This window comes from Lysobacter sp. A421 (genome assembly GCF_054052145.1).
Genome location: NZ_JBSVRL010000003.1, coordinates 33815 through 50673 on the forward strand (window position 1 = coordinate 33815; position 16859 = coordinate 50673).

The following is a 16859-nucleotide window of genomic DNA, read 5'->3' on the forward strand; positions in this document are numbered from 1 at the left end:
TCACGCCTGGGTGCCGCCCACCGTGATGCCGTCGATCAGCAGCGACGGCTGGCCGACCCCGACCGGCACGCTCTGGCCGTCCTTGCCGCAGACGCCAACGCCTTCGTCCAGCGCCAGGTCGTGGCCGATCATCCTGACCTTCTGCATGGTCTCCGGGCCGTTGCCGATCAGCGTCGCGCCCTTGACCGGCGCGGTGACCTTGCCATCCTCGATCAGGTAGGCCTCGGTCGCCGAGAACACATACTTGCCGCTGGTGATGTCGACCTGGCCGCCGCCGAAATTGACCGCGTACAGGCCGCGCTTGACCGAGCGGATCATCTCTTCCGGGTCATGCGTGCCGGCCAACATGTAGGTGTTGGTCATGCGCGGCATTGGCAGGTGGGCGAACGATTCGCGGCGGCCGTTGCCAGTCGGTTTCATGCCCATCAGCCGCGCGTTGAGGCTGTCCTGCATGTAGCCGACCAGCACGCCGTCCTCGATCAGGGTGGTGCACTCGGTCGGCTGACCCTCATCGTCGATGTTGAGCGAACCTCGACGGCCCGGCAGGGTGCCGTCGTCGACGATGGTGACGCCGGGCGAAGCCACGCGCTGCCCCATGCGTCCCGCATAGGTACTGGTGCCCTTGCGGTTGAAGTCGCCTTCCAGTCCGTGGCCGACGGCCTCGTGCAACAGCACACCGGGCCAGCCGTTGCCAAGCACCACCGGCATCACGCCGGCCGGCGCGTCGACCGCCTCCAGGTTCAACAATGCCTGACGTAGCGCCTCGCGGCCCCAGGCCTCGGGCTTGCCGTCGGCCAGCAACTCGGCATAGCTGTAACGACCACCGCCACCGGTGGAACCGGACTCGCGGCGACCATTGTGCTCGACGATGACCCGCACGTTGAAGCGCACCAGCGGGCGCACGTCGGCCGCCAGCACGCCGTCACTGCGCGCGATCAACACGGTGTCGACGCCGCCGGACAGGCTCACCATCACCTGTTTGACCCGCGGGTCGGCGGCGCGCAGCAGCTGGTCGATCCGGCGCAGCGCCTCGACTTTGTCCTCGTTGGCCAGCGAGTCGATCGGATCCTCCGGCGCATACAGCGAATGCGCGTTGCTGCGCACCAGCGACCGGGTGGTGACCGAGTTCCCGTCACGCGCGATCGCGCGTGCGGAACTGGACGCGGCAATCAACGCCGCACTGTTGATCTCGTCGGAATAGGCAAAGCCGGTTTTCTCGCCGCTGATCGCACGCACGCCCACGCCCTGCTCGATGGAATGGGCACCGTCCTTGACGATGCCGTCTTCCACCGTCCAGCTCTCGCGCCGGGCGTGCTGGAAGTACAGGTCGCCAAAATCGATACCAGGACCGAGCAAGGTGCCGAATGTGGCTTCCAGTGCGTTGGCGTCAAGCCCGGCCGGCAACAGGAGACGGGATTCGGCAAGTTGCAGCGGTAAGGTCATGGGGCGCTCGGATAGGGGAAGTTGGGGAGTACCGCCGGAAACGCGGCAACGAGGGACGATATGCGGCCGGTGGGCCCGCGCTTCAACCGCTTGGAACCGGCTTATCGGCCACCCGACCCTGCTCGCGGCTGATGACCTCGACCTTCGGGTCACTCCACGGGCCGGTGACCCGATAGGTCTTGGCATTGATCTGCCCCAACGGCTTTTGCAGAACGGCATTGGCGGCGGCGCCGATTGCCGCACCGACCGGGCCGGCAGCGAGCGCACCAGCCACCGTCAACAGGGTGCCCGTCCTGGGCAGTACCTCGATGGTCTGGTTGAAGGTCTTCGCGCGCAGGTTGGCCGATCCGTGGATATTGATCCGGGCAGCGGGCCCGTCGATACGCAGGTTGTCGCTGCTTGCCTCGCCACCGGCGAAGCGGATATCACCGCCGGCCTGGTTGAAGGCAAAACCCTTGAAGAAGAAATCACCGAAGTCCAGGGTCAATCGTCGGGGCAATTCGGCCAGGCTGAGCAGCCCGAGCACCCGGCCCGCCCCCGGCTCGACCTCGAGCAGCCGGCCGTCGCGAACATCCAGGTGGAGACGGCCGGCAAGCGATGCCAACCCGAATTGCGCCGGGCCTCCCGCCCAGCCGGCGTCCATCTGCACGCTGCCCGCCCCGCCTTCCAACCGCCCGGCAAAACCAAAGTCGGCCAGTAGCTGGCCCAGGTCTTCACTTTGCAGCTTGGCGCTGAGTTCCGTGCGTGCGGTCGCGCCCGTGCCCGTCCAGCTGCCGCTGGCATCAATGGATTGTCCGGGTTCACGGACCTGCAAGCGCTCAAGTTGCAGGCCGTTCGCCATGGAATGGGTGCGCACCAGCGCAGTGCCCAGCCGGGCATCGCCGATGCCCAGGTCGGCGATATCCAGCGACAAGGGTGGGATACGACGCGGATCGATGGCGTCAGCGGTGCCGGTGGTGCCGGCCGCCGTCGAGGTCGACGACGGTGCCGGGGTTGGCGATGGGACCGGCTGCCAATACACCCGCTGGAAGCTTCCGGTCACCGCAGCGCCGGCGGCCGGCGGCACCAGTAGATCGCCTTGCAACGCCTCCCCTTCGAACCGCACGCGGGTCGCGCCGTTCGCAACCGGTTCGGCCAGCAATCGGGTATGCGGGAAGTTGCCTCCCAACAGGTGCAGGCGGCGCGCGGTGACGTCCATGCGTCGCAATGCCATTGCGCTGTTACCGGTGCCCCCACCGCGCGCCATCCCGACCCAGCCGATCGCATCGAAGATGTCGGCGCGTCCACTGACCACCAGCCCCGATGCCGGCGCCGCCTGCTGAACGACGCGGCTTCCCAGCGCCACGCGCACCCCGGTACTGCCACCAACGGTGCGCGCACGCAGGGCCAATACGTCTCCCAGGGCCACCTGGATCTCGCCGCTACCCAAAGGCAGCGGCGTCTCCACGCTCGTCGCCAGCACCTCGCCGGCAGGCTTGGCCAATGGCTCGGGCAGGCTCAGCGCGGTGCCGCGCAAATCCGATTCCAGCCGAAGCCGCGTTGCCGTCGTTTGACCCGCAGCCGACTTGGGTACCGTGAGCTCGACCGACCATTGCGACCGGCCATCCATGTAGGGTGCCAACCAGCCCAGCTCAGGCGCACGCTGCAGCAAGGCGTCACTGCCAAACGTGGCAACCAGCTTGCCTTCAAAAATATTCCCCGGGTGACGCACCAGGCCCTCGCCGGCCCGCAATGACAGCGTGCCCGCTCGCCCGTCGTGCCGAACCCGCAGCTCCGGCGCGCTGAAACCGTTGCGCGAATAACGCACCCGCCCATTGACCGCGTCGAAGGCGAGATCCCAACGTGGGTCGGCAAGTTTTGCGTTGCTCAATGCCACCGCACCCTGGATCGAAAATTCACCGTGCCCCATGGGCAGCACCAGCCGGAAATCGGTCTTGGCCGCACCGCTGCCGGTAATGGCATCAAAGGTCTCGGGCTGAAGTTCGTGCAGCGGACTGTCTTGCAGCAGTCCGATCAACTGTCCGATATCGGCATTGCTGCTGGCCTCCACGGTCAGCGCACCGTCACCGTAATCGTCTATGGCCGCGTGGATTGCGGGGACCTCGATAGCGGCCAGCGTGCCCCGGCCATCGAGACTGAAACCGTTGCCAATGAAGCTGGCGTCCAGATCCAGTCCGCTTGCCGCCGGCCAGCCTTCGTGGAAGGCAACGCTGGCATCGGTGATCCGTGCGCGCGCTTCGAAGCGGCCGTCATTGTCGACAAACGGCCAATCGTCGAGATCGCCCGAGATCAACGCCCGGCCACCGACAACGGTCCCTCCCACCAGCGCGCCATCAAGCCATTCCACCAACGACTCGGGCATCTTGTGGCGGACCCAGAATTTTTTGGCGACCGGCACCGCTGTCTCGTCCACCGTCGCGGCGAGGTCGATCCGGGGCCGCGTGCCGTCCCCCTGCCACCACAGACTGCCGCGCGCATCGGCGCCGAAGTCCTCGCCATCGACCCGCAGGCCCGCCGTACCTGCCTGCCAACCGTCGCCTTCACGCCAGCCCGTGATCGTTCCGTCCAGACGGACCTCGTGGACCATGCCGAAGCCCCGCGGCCAGTCGAATTGCACCGGCTGGCGCTTGTCCAGCCGCAGGCTGAAACCCGACGCGTCACCTTCAAGCCTGCCAGCGAGGCCACGCAGGCCCGGACTGTCGGCAACCGGCTTGAACTCCAGCCCTTCGACCGACGCGGTCATGGCCAGCGATCCATCACGCCGGCCATGCAGCTCGACCTGGCGCAATGCTCCCGACGGTCGTGCCTGTAGCAACCAGCGCCGCAGCGGCGCCGGCAGCCGGTCACTCAATGCCGCGATATGCGCCAGGGGAGCCAGATCGACCCGATCGGCCACCAGAGCGTAATGGTCCCCACCGGCCAACAGCAGGCCATCAAACACGTGCTGCTGACTGTCGGCGTCGACCCTCAGCGCCGGCGCATCCAATCGCCAGCCACCGTCAACCTGTTGCCAGCGGGCACGGGCTTCAAAGCGCTCCAGCCGCGCCACCGGAACCGCGGCGCCCTGGGCGCGCGCGTCCACGGCGGCGGACAGTGCGACCGGCGCGCCGCTCAGGGTCACGTCCTCCAGCAAGGTGTCCAGGGTCACCATGGCAACGCGCTTGTCGCGCAATGTCATCCAGGCTTCCACGCTCCCCTGTCCACCTTGTATTGCGACTCCGGCCAGTTGCAGCAGCGGCGACCATTCGGCCAAATCCACCCGATCAGCGTCTGCATAAGCGCGGCCATCGCCGCTATGGCGGTTGAACGCCAATACCGAATCAATCGGCGTGGCCACCTCGCCCGCTACCGCCTGCGGCCAGGCGCGCAGTCCGGCCCGAACCTGGTCAGCATCGACCTGCAGGCGCAAGTCGACCCGCGGCACCGTGATGTCGACGCCGACATCCGCCGCCAGCACCCTCAGCGCGCCGTCGATCACCTGCAACTCGCCCAGCCCTTCCAGCGCCTGGAACGGATCACCGCCACTTTGCTGTTGCCCAGGCAGTCCTCGCACCTGCCAGCGGCCGTCAGCCAAGCGCTCCACGGTCAGCTCCAGGTTGCGCAGGCGCAATTCCGACAACGGGACGCCCGGCAGCAGGCCGGCGTAGATCGACACCAGCATCTCGGTGTCGCCGACGGCAAACGCCTGCTCGCCCTCGCCAATGCGCAGGTTCTCCAGCTGCAGCAATGGCCCGCGCCGCGTCCATGCCGTCTCCACCGCATCAAAGGCGACCGGCCGACCGGCGCGCTGGCTCAACCACGCCGCAACCTGGTCGGGGTTGCGCTCGGCCAGCGGCAACACCTGGCTGGCCAGGCCGAGCACCAGCGCCACCAACACCAACGTGACGGCAACGACGTAGCCAAACCCGCGACGGGCGTGGCGCAAGCGACGGCGCAACGCAGTCGGCATGTCAGCGCTGGGGTTGGCGGTCAAAGCAGCACGACATCGAACTGCTCCTGCGCGTACTGGTCATCAGGCTGGAACCGGACCGACTTGCCCAGGAACTCCTCCAGCTCGGCCACCGCCGCCGACTCCTCGTCGGTAATCCTGTCTACCACCTTCGGCGAGGCAATCACCAACAGGCGTTCAGCGTCGAACTGGCGCACCTGCCGGACGATCTCCCGAAAAACCTCATAAACCACGGTCTCGGGCGTTTTCAGGGTTCCGCGGCCATTGCACTCGTGGCATGGCTCGCTCAATTGCCGCTGCAGGCTTTCGGTGGTGCGCTTGCGGGTCATCTCCACCAGCCCCAGCGGCGAGAAGTCATACACCGTGGTGCGGGCGTGGTCCTTGGCCAGTGATTTCTCCAGCGTCCGCAGCACTTGCCGCTTGTGTTCGGCATCGGTCATGTCGATGAAGTCGATGATGATGATGCCGCCCAGGTTGCGCAGCCGCAGTTGCCGGGCCACCGATTGCGCCGCCTCCAGGTTGGTGCGGTAAACGGTCTCCTCCAGATTGCGCTGGCCCAGGAAGGAACCGGTGTTGATGTCGACGGTGGTCATCGCCTCGGTCTGGTCGATCACCAGGTAGCCGCCGGATTTCAGAGGTACCTGCTTGTCCAGCGCGCGCTGGATCTCGTCCTCCACCCCGTACAGGTCGAAGATCGGTCGGGCGCCGGCGTAGTGCTCGATCTTTTCCACCAGGTCCGTGCCGTCAGCGGCGCCAGTGGAGTCCATGAACCTGGCCGCGAACGCGCGCAGCCGATCGAAGGTTTCGCGCGAATCCACCTTGACCTTCTCCACGTCGCGGCGGATCAGGTCGCGCACCGCGCGCAGCGGCAGCGTCAGGTCCTCGTATACGCATTCACCGACGCGTGCGCTCCGGGACTTCTCCCCGATCAGCTCCCAGACCCGGCTGAGATAAGCAATATCCTCGCCCAATGCCTCTTCCGGCTGGCCTTCGGCATTGGTGCGAACGATATATCCGTGCAGCCCCTCGCCCGGCGCCAGGGTGGCAACGTGGGCCTTCAGGCGCGCGCGCTCGACTTCGTCCTCGATCCGCGCCGACACCCCGATCACCCGCGTGTTGGGCAGCAGGACCAGGTAGCGCGAAGGAATGCTGATCTGGGTGGCCAGGCGTGCCCCCTTGCTCCCGATCGGGTCCTTGACCACTTGCACGACGATTTCCTGACCCTCGCGCAGCAGCTCGGAGATGGGCCGGGTCGGGGGCGCTGGCAAGTCGGTCTCGTCGCCATCGCCCAACGGCGTCGGCTTGACGATGTCGGCCGCATGCAGGAATGCCGCGCGTTCCAGGCCGATGTCGATGAATGCCGCCTGCATTCCCGGCATCACCCGCTGCACCCGGCCCTTGTAGATGTTGCCTACCACGCCGCGCGCCCAGCCACGCTCGATATGCAGCTCCTGCAGCATGCCGTTCTCGACCACCGCCACCCGGGTCTCACGCGGCGTCACGTTGACCAGTATTTCTTCGCTCATGTCGCCTCCGCGCTGATCGCGTCGGGAGTCGACGCCGGGCCCAGGTCGAACTGCGCCAACAAACAGCTGGTCTCGTAAAGCGGCAAACCCATCACCCCTGAATAACTGCCGGCCAAACGTGTCACGAATGCCTCAGCAAAGCCCTGAATGGCGTACCCGCCGGCCTTTCCAAACGGCTCGCCGCCGCCGACATAGGCCTGGATACGGGCCTCCGTCAGCACCGCAAAAGTAACCTCGGAGATGGATACCGCCTGCAACTGCCGGCCTGCCGAGACCAGCGACACCGCCGAGATTACCTGGTGGGTGCGGCCGGACAAGCGCCGCAACATCGCCGCGGCATCGGCGACGTCGCCCGGTTTGCCGAATACTTCGCCTGCCAGCACCACTTCGGTATCGGCGCCCAGCACCAATGCATCCGGGTCGCCGGAACGCTCCAGCAACCCGGCCCTGGCCTTCTCACCGGCCACGCGACACACATAGGATTCGGCCGCCTCGTCCGGTCGCTGGCACTCGGCCACATCCAGCTGGAGCACCTCGAACGGCACGCCCAGCCGGGCAAGCAGCTCACGGCGGCGGGGGGATCTGGAAGCTAGATGGATCATGCCGGGAAAGCATAACCTGTACAGGCTGAGCGCCGGCCGACGCGGCCGGTATCGGTGGGGACGGCTCACGGCGTGTTCACCATCTTGCCCAGACCCTTCATATCTGCCATTCAGGAGCACACCATGCGTCCGACGCGACTTCCAAACCGACCCACCCTGCGCCCTCTGATCGCCGCCGCCGCGCTCGTGCTGGCGGCCACCGCGATGCCTTGCCTCGCCCAGTCTGCCCCCACGTCCATGCCGGCCAGCCGTGCATCGGCACCCGCCAGTACCGGCACCCTGCTGGCGGTATCGGCCCAGGGCGAAGCCCAACGCGTGCCCGATATCGCCAACCTGTCCACTGGCGTGGTCACGCAGGCCGCCGAGGCCGAAGCGGCCATGCAGGCCAATGCGGAGCAGATGACCAAGGTGGTCGCCGCGATTCGCAAGGCGGGGGTCGCAGAACGCGATATCCAGACCAGCGGGATCAGCCTGAACCCGCAATACCGGTACGCCGACGACCAGCCCCCGGCCATTACCGGCTATGAGGCGCGTAACACGGTCAACATCACCGTGCGCGACATCGGTGACCTGGGCAGCATCATCGGTACGCTGGCCAGCGTCGGCGCGAACCAGATCCAGGGCCCCAGCTTCGAGGTCGACGACAAGCAGTCCGCTTACGACGAAGCCCGCCGCAGCGCGATCGATACGGCCCGTGCGCGGGCGCAGATGTATGCCGAATCGCTGGACATGAAGGTGCGACGCATCGTCAGCATCAGCGAAGGCAATGGCGGTTTCGGACCACCCATGCCGATGATGGCGATGGCTAGGATGGAGAAGTCCAGTGCCGACGCTCCCGTTTCACCGGGTGAAAACACGCTGTCGGTCAATCTGGACGTGGTCTTCGAATTGGGGAGGTAAACCATGAACCATCCCGACAACAACCGGCCGCCGGCACGGAACCCCGACAAGCACGGACCCGGGCGCGACGAAGATGCCGACGCCGGCTATGCCGAGCCGAAGCCGCGCGACAAACACGATGCCCGCCAGCCGGATCCACGCAGGCCGCCCAACCCCGATGAAGGCGGCCTGGGTCGCAAACCCGAGACCGACCCGGGCGCGGCCGGCAACTGAACCGGGCCTACCGCTACGCGCGGTGGTACGGATGGTTGACCAGCAGCGCCGCGGCCCGGTACAGCTGCTCGGCAACCACCAGGCGCACCAGCATGTGCGGCAGGGTCAGCGGGCCCAGCGACCACGACTCGTCGGCGCGGGCCAACACCTCATCGGCGTGGCCTTCGGGCCCGCCAATCAACAGGGCCAGGTCCCGCCCCTGCCCCCGCCAGTGCTCCAGTCGTTGTGCCAGCTGCTCCGAACTCCACGGCTTGCCGCGACCGTCCAGGGTCACCACCAGCGGCGACTTGGGCAACGCCGCCAGCACGCGCGCGCCTTCATCGGCCGTGGCGCGGGCGATGTCATGGTTCTTGCCGCGCAGCCCGGGCTGGATTTCGATCAACTCCAGCGGCAACCAATGCGACAACCGCTTGCGGTAGTCCTCGAAGCCCTCGGCGACCCAGTGCGGTGCACGCTCGCCAACTGCAATCAACTTTGCCTTCATGCGAGCGGTTTCAGATGCTAGAGACCGTCTTCCGCGTCGGTCTCGCTGCGGTGGTCATCGCCATACTCGTCGATGGCTTCCGGCGGCTGGTCACCGACCGTCCACAGCCGCTCCAGCGCATAGAATTCGCGCACGCGCGGCAGCATGATGTGGACCACGACATCACCAAGATCGACCAGCACCCATTCCGCCTCGCGCTCGCCCTCAACGCCAATCGGCATCACATCGAGTTTCTTGACGAACTTGATCACCTCGTTGGCGATCGACTTCACGTGCCGCGACGAGGTTCCCGAGGCAATCACCATGTAGTCGGTGACGCTGCTCTTGCCGCGCACGTCGATTTCCACGCAATCCTTGGCCTTCAGCTCGGCAACCGCGTCACGCACGGTCTGCAGCAGGTCGTCCACGCTGGGCGGGGGACTGGGGAGGCGGGTCTTGATGACTTGGGCTTGACTGGTCAATGCAGGCTCTGGGTTGGGTGTGGGTTGGCGGGGTCGAATTATAACGAAGCCGGGGTGGCAACCCCGTTTGCATACAACCGGTGACGGTCGATATAGCCGGCGACGGCGGGCGGAACCAGCGCTTGCCACGGTTTGCCAGCGGCGATCCGCGCACGTACATCGGTGGCCGATTCGGGGTGAAGCGGTTGCTGCAGGCGCCATACACGGCCTGCCGGAGCATCGCGCAAAGCCCCGGGCCGGGTTGTCCAACGGTCCCTGAGGAACGTCGACAGGGGCTCGGGAAGCGTTTGATCGAGGTCGACCGCGGGGCGTTCGGCAACCACGAAATGCGCGAGTTCGAACAACGTCCGCCACTGTTTCCAGGTGGGCAGGCCCAGCAGGCTGTCGGCGCCAATCAACAAGGCAACCGGCGCTTGCGGCCCCAGTTCGGCGCGAATGCCGCGCAGGGTATCGACCGAGTACGACGGTGTGCTGCGCGCCAACTCGCGGCGGTCGACCAGCAATCCGGGCTCGCCAGCCACTGCCAGATCGAGCATCTGCGCCCGTTGCAGCGCGCTGGCACCCGGCGCGTTCCGGTGTGGCGGATCAGCGGCTGGCATCAGGCGGATGACGGCGTCCAGGCGATCGCGTGCATGCTGCGCGACCTGCAAATGGCCACAGTGCACGGGATCGAACGTGCCGCCGTAGAACACGGCCAAGCCGTCGACAAGACCGGTGCTCGCTCCGATGGCGGTCACTCCGGCGGCGTTCACTCCAGAAGCGCCCGGCTCAGGCACTCGAGCGCGCCAGCAGATGGATCGCGCGCGGCTCCGCGACCGCCAGCAGCAGGCGCTCCAGTGCCACCCACGCATCACCCGGCTCGCGCCCCTTGGCCATGCGGTCGACCCGCCCGACCTGCGATACGAACGCGTCCCAGTGGGCGGCGGAGTGGCGTTGCAACGCCCGGTGGTACATCGGCTGCTTGGAATCCCAGATCCGCTGCGCCTTGAACTCGCTGGCCAGACTGCCCCCGCGTGATTGGATCCGTGCCAGTGCGGCGGTGCGTTGCAGTTCCATCACCACCATGCCCAGCAATGCCGGCACCGCGACACCTTCCGCGCGCAAGCCGGCGAGCATCCGCGACAGCTGGCCGGCGTTGCCGTTCATGGCGGCGTCAATGACCCGGAACACGTCGAAGCGCGCCGCATCGGCGACCAGCGACTCCATGGTCGCCAGATCGAGGCTTCCATCGATGGCCAGCAAGGCCAGCTTGTCGATCTCTTGCGCAGCGGCCAACAGGTTGCCATCGATGCGCTCGACCAGCTGCTGCACGGCATCGGCATCGGCACGTACCCCGCGCGAGCGCAGGCGCTGCTCGACCCAACCGGGCAGCTCGTGCGGCTTGACCGGCCAGGCAATCGCGATCTTGCCAATCCGGCCGATTGCGTCACTCCATTTGCCGACGTGCTTCTTGCTCCACTCGCCGGTGGTCACCAGCAGCACGACATCGGCCGGGGGATCGGCGCAAAACGCACTGATCAATGCCCCTCCCTCCTTGCCTGGCTTGCCTGTGGGCAATCGCAACTCGATCAGGCGACGGCTGGCAAACAGACTCGGCGCGCCCAGACTGGCCTTCATCGCCGCCCAGTCGGGCTCGCGCTGGTTACCTTCGGCCTCGAACACTTCGCGTTCGGCGATCCCCTGGGCACGGGCGGCGACACGCAATGCATCGGCTGCCTCCAGCACGCGCAAAGGCTCGGAACCGGCGATCAGGTAGGCGGAGGCAAGCGACCCGGAGGCGAGCTGGGCAACCAGCTGTTCGGGTTTCAGCTCCATCGTCAGCGCGGAAGCGGGGGAGCCGGCTCGTCCGACGGATCGGTATCGGCAGGCTCTTCGGTTACCGGCGGCTCGATTACAGGGGTGTCAACGGCTGGGGGGCTGGCCGGCACCGGCGGCACCGGCGCAACGGCATTGGCAGCGTCCATGGCGGCCTGCGCCGCGTCCGTGGTCTCGATGAATACCTGTGAGGCGTCACCACTCCCCACCAGGGTCCCGCTGGCGGCCGTATCAAGGCGCCGCAGTATCGAGGCCGCCATTTCACGTTGCAGCTCGCGCACCAGGATGTCGCGCTCGCCCTCGGTTCCTATCGAGTTGTTCGGCACCGAGATGTAATCCCGGGACAGCTCGATATTCTGTTCCGGCACCAGCAAGCTGCCATCGCCATTGCGCAACTCGAATACCACCGCGTAGCGCAGGCTGAATTCCTGCGCACGGCCACGCGTATCCACGCTGATCGGGGTATCACCCCAGCGCTCGGCCTTCAATTCCAGGATCGCCGGGTTTTCCGTCGCCGCAGTCGCCGGCGTTGCGCCGGCGCGTACCAGCGACGCGGCCAGCGACGCGGCCAACGGGCTGTAACGACTGCTGGAGACGACCTTGACCGGATCCAGCCCGGCCGGCAATGTCAGCGCGTCGCGCAACTGGAAACCACAGGCAGACAACACCAGTGCGAGGACGAGGAAGGTCAGTGCTCGGATCATCGTGCGAGTCTGACCCACGCGGATGGGCGCATCAAGCATGAAAGCAACGCCGGGCTGAACCGGTCGCGGCACAAAACGACGGCAGGTGATCCACCACTCAGCCGGCCACGATGTTGACGATCTTGCCCGGCACTACGATCACCTTGCGGACCGTCAGGGCCGCCAGGAAGTTGGCCACGTGCGGTTCGGCCAGCGCCAGAAGCTCGACCTCGGCCTTGTCCAGGTTGACCGGCACCTCGATGGTGCCGCGCAATTTGCCGTTGACCTGCACCGCCATCACCACCGCATCGCGGGCGAGCGCGACCGGATCGACCTGCGGGAACGGGATATCCTCCAGCAGCGTCTCCGCGTGACCCAGCGCCTGCCACAGGGCATGGCTGGTGTGCGGGGTGACCGGGTTCAGCAGCAGCACCATCGCCTGCAGCGCCTCGTGGCGTACCGCCCGGCCCGGATCGCTCATGTCCTTGAACCGGCTGACGTGGTTCAGCAGCTCCATCAGCGCGGCGATAGCGGTATTGAAGGCGTGGCGGCGACCGTAATCGTCCCCGACCTTCTGGATGGTCTCGTGCAGCTGCCGACGCAGCGTCTTCTGCGCTGCGTCCAATACCGCCCCGGTCTTCAGCAAATCGTGGATGTCGGGGTGGTCGGGCTGGCCGGTGTGGGTCAGCAGTTCGCGCCAGAACCGACGCAGGAACCGCGCCATGCCTTCCACGCCGGCCTCGTTCCATTCCAGCGACAGATCCGGCGGCGCGGCGAACATCGAAAACAGGCGTACGGTGTCGGCACCGAACTTGTCGACCATCAGGCGAGGATCGACGCCATTGTTCTTGGACTTGGACATCTTCTCGACGCCGCCGATCACCACCGGCTTGCCATCGGCCTTGAGCGTTGCGCCGGTGATGCGGCCACGCTCATCGCGCACGATCGACACATCGGCCGGGTTGATCCAGTCCTTCGCACCGTTGGCTTCTTCGCGATAGAACGTCTCGGCGATCACCATGCCCTGGGTCAGCAGGTTGGTCGCCGGCTCGTCGCTGTCGACCAGGCCCTGGTCGCGCAGCAGCCGGTGGTAGAAGCGGAAATACAGCAGGTGCAGGATCGCGTGCTCGACGCCGCCGATGTACTGGTCGACCGGCAGCCAGTGATTGGCGCGCTCGTCGACCTGGGTGGCCGCGCCCGGCGAGGTGTAACGCGCGTAGTACCAGCTCGATTCCATGAAGGTGTCGAAGGTGTCAGTCTCGCGTTCGGCCGCGCTACCGCAGTTCGGGCAGGTGGTCTTGCGCCATTCCGGGTCGGCCTTGATCGGTGAACCGGTGCCCATGAACGCGACGTCCTCGGGCAATACCACCGGCAGTTGCTCCTCGGGAACCGGCACGGCGCCACAATCCTGGCAATAGACCACCGGGATCGGGCAGCCCCAGTAGCGCTGGCGGCTCACACCCCAGTCTCGCAGGCGGAAATTGACCCGACGCGCACCCCGGCCTTCGGCCTCGAACCTGGTGGCCAGTGCATCAAACGCCTGCTGGAAATCCATCCCCTCGTATTCGCCGGAGTTCACCAACCAGCCGCGCTGCGTATACGCCTGGCTGGCAAGGCCCTGCTGGAACTGCTCGACCACCTGCACCGCCGCGCCGGTGTCGTAGACATCGGTCGCACCGGCCTGACCCAGCGCACTGGCCATCGGGTCCGCATGCGCGCCCAGGTCACGGCGGATTTCCACCAGCGCATCGCGCACCGAGTCGGGGACGATGACCAGCTTGACGGGCAACTGATAATGCGTGGCAAATTCGTGGTCGCGCTCGTCGTGGCCGGGCACCGCCATCACCGCGCCGGTGCCGTAGTTCATCAGCACGAAGTTGGCGACGTACACCGGCAACGGCTCGCCGGTGACCGGGTGTAGCGCACGCAGGCCGGTGTCCATGCCGCGCTTTTCCTGGGTTTCCAGCTCCGCCTCGCTGACACCGCCCTTGCGCAGGTCGGCGATGAACGCGGCCAGGTCGTCGTTGCCGGCGGCCGCGTGGGTCGCCAGCGGATGTTCGGCTGCGATCGAGACGAACGTCACCCCCATCAGGGTGTCCGGCCGCGTCGTGAACACAGTCAATGGCTCCAGCTCCGTGTCGTCGGTATCACGCACGTCGAAGCGGATTTCCAGGCCTTCGCTGCGGCCGATCCAGTTACGCTGCATGGTCTTGACCGCGTCGGGCCAGCCCGGAAGGTTGTCCAGCCCGTCAAGCAGCTCCTGCGCGTAGTCGGTGATCTTCAGGAACCACTGCGGAATCTCGCGTTTCTCCACCAGCGCGCCGGTGCGCCAGCCGCGGCCATCGATGACCTGCTCGTTGGCCAGCACGGTCTGGTCGACCGGGTCCCAGTTCACCACCGAGTTCTTGCGGTAGGCCAGGCCCTGCTTCATCAGCCGCACGAACATGCGCTGCTCATGGACGTAGTACGACGGCTCGCAGGTGGCGAACTCGCGCGACCAGTCGATCGCGTACCCCATCTGCCGCAGTTGCGCCTTCATGTGCTCGATGTTGGCGTAGGTCCACTTCGCCGGCGCGGTGTGGTTCTTGATCGCGGCATTTTCGGCCGGCAAGCCGAACGCGTCCCAACCCATCGGCTGCAGCACGTTGTGGCCGGTCATCCGCTTGTATCGACTGATCACGTCGCTGATCGTGTAGTTGCGCACGTGGCCCATGTGCAGCGCACCGGACGGGTACGGCAGCATCGACAGGCAGTAGTACTTGGGCTTGTCAGACGCCTCGTGGGCCTCGAACGCGCGCGTGCCGTCCCAGAAGCGCTGGGCGGCGGTCTCCACGGCCTGCGGGTCGAACCCGTGGGCATTGGCGGCACCGTGATCGAGGGTGCGGGGGTCGATGGAAGCTTCAGTGGGCACGGCGTGGGACCGGAGATGGTTGGACCGGAAAGCCTACCGCAGCGCAACAAACCCTGCCATGCGGACGCGCGAGCCTGCCTTGGCACCCGTCATGGCACACTTGTTGCTCAGCTGGACCTACTCCGAAGAACGCCGCAAAGATGGCTCCTGTCAACACCCTCCCACCCAGCAAACTGCGCCCTTATCGAATACCGGCTTTCGTGCTGTCGTTCGTCGTGCTGATCTGCGTGGGCGTGGCGATGGTCATGACCATCCGCAACTTCACTCGCAGCATCGACCTGGTGGAACACAGCTATCGGGTGATCAGCACCGCGGAGGCGATCCGCTCCTCTGTCCGCTCGGTGGAATCCAGTGCACGCGGTTACCGCCTCAGTGACCGCGACCCGCTGTTGATGGAATACCAGACCGCGCTTCCGGCGGTCCGGGAAGCGACGTCACGATTGCTGGCCAGCACCCGGGACGACCCGGACCAGCAGGCTCGTGCGCTGGAGCTGGAAACGCGGGTGGAGGAGCGGATGGCCGAACTGCAACGACTGATCGACATGCAGCTGAATCTGGGCATGGCGGAGACCCGGCGCGAGGGGCTCAACAGCTCCGGTTTTGGCCAGATGCAACAGATTGACGCGCTCATCGGCACCCTCCTGAGCCACGAACAGCACTTGCTACTCACGCGCCGGCAAACCATGTCTACCCTTGCGACCGTCACCACCGTCGGAGTGGTGGCGGGCATCCTGCTGCCGCTGGCACTGCTGGGCCTGCTGCTGGGCGGCCTGACGCGTGAAAACCGACGCAGCCGGAGACTGGAGCGCGGCACCCGCAATGCCCTGCGGGAGCTCGCAGTATCGCTGGAGCAGCGCAGCCGGTTGTCCGAACAACGCCGCGTGCTGGGCGCGTATGCGGGGATACTCCAAAGCTGTGAAGGCCTGGACGAGGCACTCAACGTCACCGCCGGGGTACTCGCGCAGATGTTGCCCGATACTGGCGGTCGCTGCTACGTGCTGCGCTCGTCGTTGAACCAGGTCGAAGCCGTTTCCGGGTTCGGCACCGAGACGGTTCCCAGTGAGCTGGTCTGGACGCCGTCCGCTTGCTGGGGCATCCGCCGCGGTCAAACCCATCGCAGCGGCCACGGCCCGGGCAATGTCTACTGCAGCCACCTCCATATCGCAGACCTGCCTCCGGATGGCTGGACACTGTGTGTACCGCTGATGGCCCAGGGCGTCTCGTTGGGCCTGCTGCATGTCAACGGTGCCACTGGCGGCGGCGTCGAAGATGTGCAGGCGGTAGAAGCCATCGCCGAGCAGCTGAGCCTGGCCATGATCAATCTGCAGCTGCGCGAGTCGCTGCGGGTGCAATCGCTGCGCGACCCGCTCACCGGTCTGTACAACCGCCGTTATCTGGAAGACAACGCCCGGCGCGAGTTGAAACGTTGCCAGCGACGCGAGCTCCCCCTGTCGGTGATCATGCTGGACGTCGATCACTTCAAACGCTTCAACGACGACCACGGTCATGCTGCCGGCGACGCGCTGCTGACGGCCATCGCGCAGACCCTGCAGGCGCATACCCGCGATGAGGACATCGTGTGCCGGTATGGCGGCGAGGAGTTCACCGTGGTGATGCCCGAAGCCAGCGCCGAGATCGCCCGGCGGCGAGGGGAAGAAATCCGCAGTGCAATCGCCGCCACCACCGTGGTGCACCTGCGCAAGATCCTGGGGCCGATCACGGCGTCACTGGGCGTGGCGACATTCCCCGCTGATGGCAGTACGCCTGCCGAACTGATCGAATTGGCCGACAAGGCGCTATATCGCGCAAAGGCGGAGGGACGCAACCGGCTCGTGGTGCATCACAGCGCGACGGGCTGACGGCTGCCAACAG

12 protein-coding genes and 2 pseudogenes are annotated in these 16859 nt (G+C 66.4%); 3 read left to right on the forward strand and 11 right to left on the reverse strand.

The window, feature by feature from the left end:
- From tldD to ACW7G6_RS09905, 4 genes are all read right to left on the reverse strand, one after another.
- Positions 1-1443, reverse strand: coding sequence for a metalloprotease TldD (gene tldD / locus ACW7G6_RS09890; protein ID WP_456978740.1), 1443 nt, complete (start codon positions 1441-1443; stop codon positions 1-3).
- Positions 1444-1525: 82 nt separating this feature from the next.
- A complete protein-coding gene (locus ACW7G6_RS09895; protein WP_456978739.1) occupies positions 1526-5392 on the reverse strand; it encodes a YhdP family protein in 3867 nt (1288 codons plus the stop codon).
- Positions 5393-5412: 20 nt separating this feature from the next.
- Complete coding sequence (gene rng, locus ACW7G6_RS09900; protein ID WP_456978738.1) at positions 5413-6918, reverse strand: ribonuclease G; 1506 nt, start codon at positions 6916-6918, stop codon at positions 5413-5415.
- A complete protein-coding gene (locus tag ACW7G6_RS09905; protein WP_456978737.1) occupies positions 6915-7520 on the reverse strand; it encodes a Maf family protein in 606 nt (201 codons plus the stop codon). The genes rng and ACW7G6_RS09905 overlap by 4 nt, the downstream gene beginning before the upstream one ends.
- Positions 7521-7643: 123 nt before the next feature.
- Here ACW7G6_RS09905 and ACW7G6_RS09910 point away from each other — a divergent pair, with 123 nt between their 5' ends.
- Together ACW7G6_RS09910 and ACW7G6_RS09915 are read left to right on the forward strand one after the other, a co-directional pair.
- On the forward strand, positions 7644-8420 hold the full coding sequence (locus ACW7G6_RS09910; RefSeq protein ID WP_456978736.1) for an SIMPL domain-containing protein: 777 nt from the start codon (positions 7644-7646) through the stop codon (positions 8418-8420).
- Positions 8421-8423: 3 nt separating this feature from the next.
- Positions 8424-8633 (forward strand): hypothetical protein, encoded by a 210-nt coding sequence (locus ACW7G6_RS09915; protein ID WP_456978735.1) that lies wholly within the window; start codon positions 8424-8426, stop codon positions 8631-8633.
- Positions 8634-8646: 13 nt separating this feature from the next.
- On the opposite strand, the gene rlmH is transcribed toward ACW7G6_RS09915, so the two are convergent.
- The 7 genes and pseudogenes from rlmH to leuS all read right to left on the reverse strand — a co-directional run.
- Positions 8647-9117 (reverse strand): 23S rRNA (pseudouridine(1915)-N(3))-methyltransferase RlmH, encoded by a 471-nt coding sequence (gene rlmH, locus ACW7G6_RS09920; protein ID WP_456978734.1) that lies wholly within the window; start codon positions 9115-9117, stop codon positions 8647-8649.
- Between the two features lie 17 nt (positions 9118-9134).
- On the reverse strand, positions 9135-9578 hold the full coding sequence (rsfS, locus tag ACW7G6_RS09925) for a ribosome silencing factor (protein WP_456978733.1): 444 nt from the start codon (positions 9576-9578) through the stop codon (positions 9135-9137).
- A 38-nt stretch (positions 9579-9616) separates the two neighbouring features.
- Entirely contained in the window at positions 9617-10315 is a 699-nt protein-coding gene (gene nadD / locus ACW7G6_RS09930) for a nicotinate-nucleotide adenylyltransferase (RefSeq protein WP_456978732.1), read from the reverse strand.
- Between the two features lie 31 nt (positions 10316-10346).
- On the reverse strand, positions 10347-11393 hold the full coding sequence (gene holA, locus ACW7G6_RS09935; RefSeq protein ID WP_456978731.1) for a DNA polymerase III subunit delta: 1047 nt from the start codon (positions 11391-11393) through the stop codon (positions 10347-10349).
- Positions 11394-11395: 2 nt separating this feature from the next.
- Complete coding sequence (locus tag ACW7G6_RS09940; protein WP_456978730.1) at positions 11396-12097, reverse strand: LPS-assembly lipoprotein LptE; 702 nt, start codon at positions 12095-12097, stop codon at positions 11396-11398.
- Between the two features lie 97 nt (positions 12098-12194).
- A pseudogene (locus ACW7G6_RS09945) lies at positions 12195-12707 on the reverse strand (class I tRNA ligase family protein); the annotation flags it as partial.
- Positions 12708-12772: 65 nt separating this feature from the next.
- A pseudogene (gene leuS / locus ACW7G6_RS09950) lies at positions 12773-14969 on the reverse strand (leucine--tRNA ligase); the annotation flags it as partial.
- Between the two features lie 158 nt (positions 14970-15127).
- On the opposite strand from leuS, the gene ACW7G6_RS09955 reads away from it, so the two are divergent.
- Complete coding sequence (locus tag ACW7G6_RS09955; RefSeq protein ID WP_456978729.1) at positions 15128-16846, forward strand: diguanylate cyclase; 1719 nt, start codon at positions 15128-15130, stop codon at positions 16844-16846.
- Positions 16847-16859: the final 13 nt, after the last annotated feature.

Excerpts from the sequence above, each read along its gene's own strand:
- tldD (WP_456978740.1), bottom strand. The coding sequence starts at position 1,443 with ATGACCTTACCGCTGCAACTTGCCGAATCCCGTCTCCTGTTGCCGGCC.
- ACW7G6_RS09895 (WP_456978739.1), bottom strand. The coding sequence starts at position 5,392 with ATGCCGACTGCGTTGCGCCGTCGCTTGCGCCACGCCCGTCGCGGGTTT.
- rng (WP_456978738.1), bottom strand. The coding sequence starts at position 6,918 with ATGAGCGAAGAAATACTGGTCAACGTGACGCCGCGTGAGACCCGGGTG.
- ACW7G6_RS09905 (WP_456978737.1), bottom strand. The coding sequence starts at position 7,520 with ATGATCCATCTAGCTTCCAGATCCCCCCGCCGCCGTGAGCTGCTTGCC.
- ACW7G6_RS09910 (WP_456978736.1), top strand. The coding sequence starts at position 7,644 with ATGCGTCCGACGCGACTTCCAAACCGACCCACCCTGCGCCCTCTGATC.
- ACW7G6_RS09915 (WP_456978735.1), top strand. The coding sequence starts at position 8,424 with ATGAACCATCCCGACAACAACCGGCCGCCGGCACGGAACCCCGACAAG.
- rlmH (WP_456978734.1), bottom strand. The coding sequence starts at position 9,117 with ATGAAGGCAAAGTTGATTGCAGTTGGCGAGCGTGCACCGCACTGGGTC.
- holA (WP_456978731.1), bottom strand. The coding sequence starts at position 11,393 with ATGGAGCTGAAACCCGAACAGCTGGTTGCCCAGCTCGCCTCCGGGTCG.
- ACW7G6_RS09940 (WP_456978730.1), bottom strand. The coding sequence starts at position 12,097 with ATGATCCGAGCACTGACCTTCCTCGTCCTCGCACTGGTGTTGTCTGCC.
- ACW7G6_RS09955 (WP_456978729.1), top strand. The coding sequence starts at position 15,128 with ATGGCTCCTGTCAACACCCTCCCACCCAGCAAACTGCGCCCTTATCGA.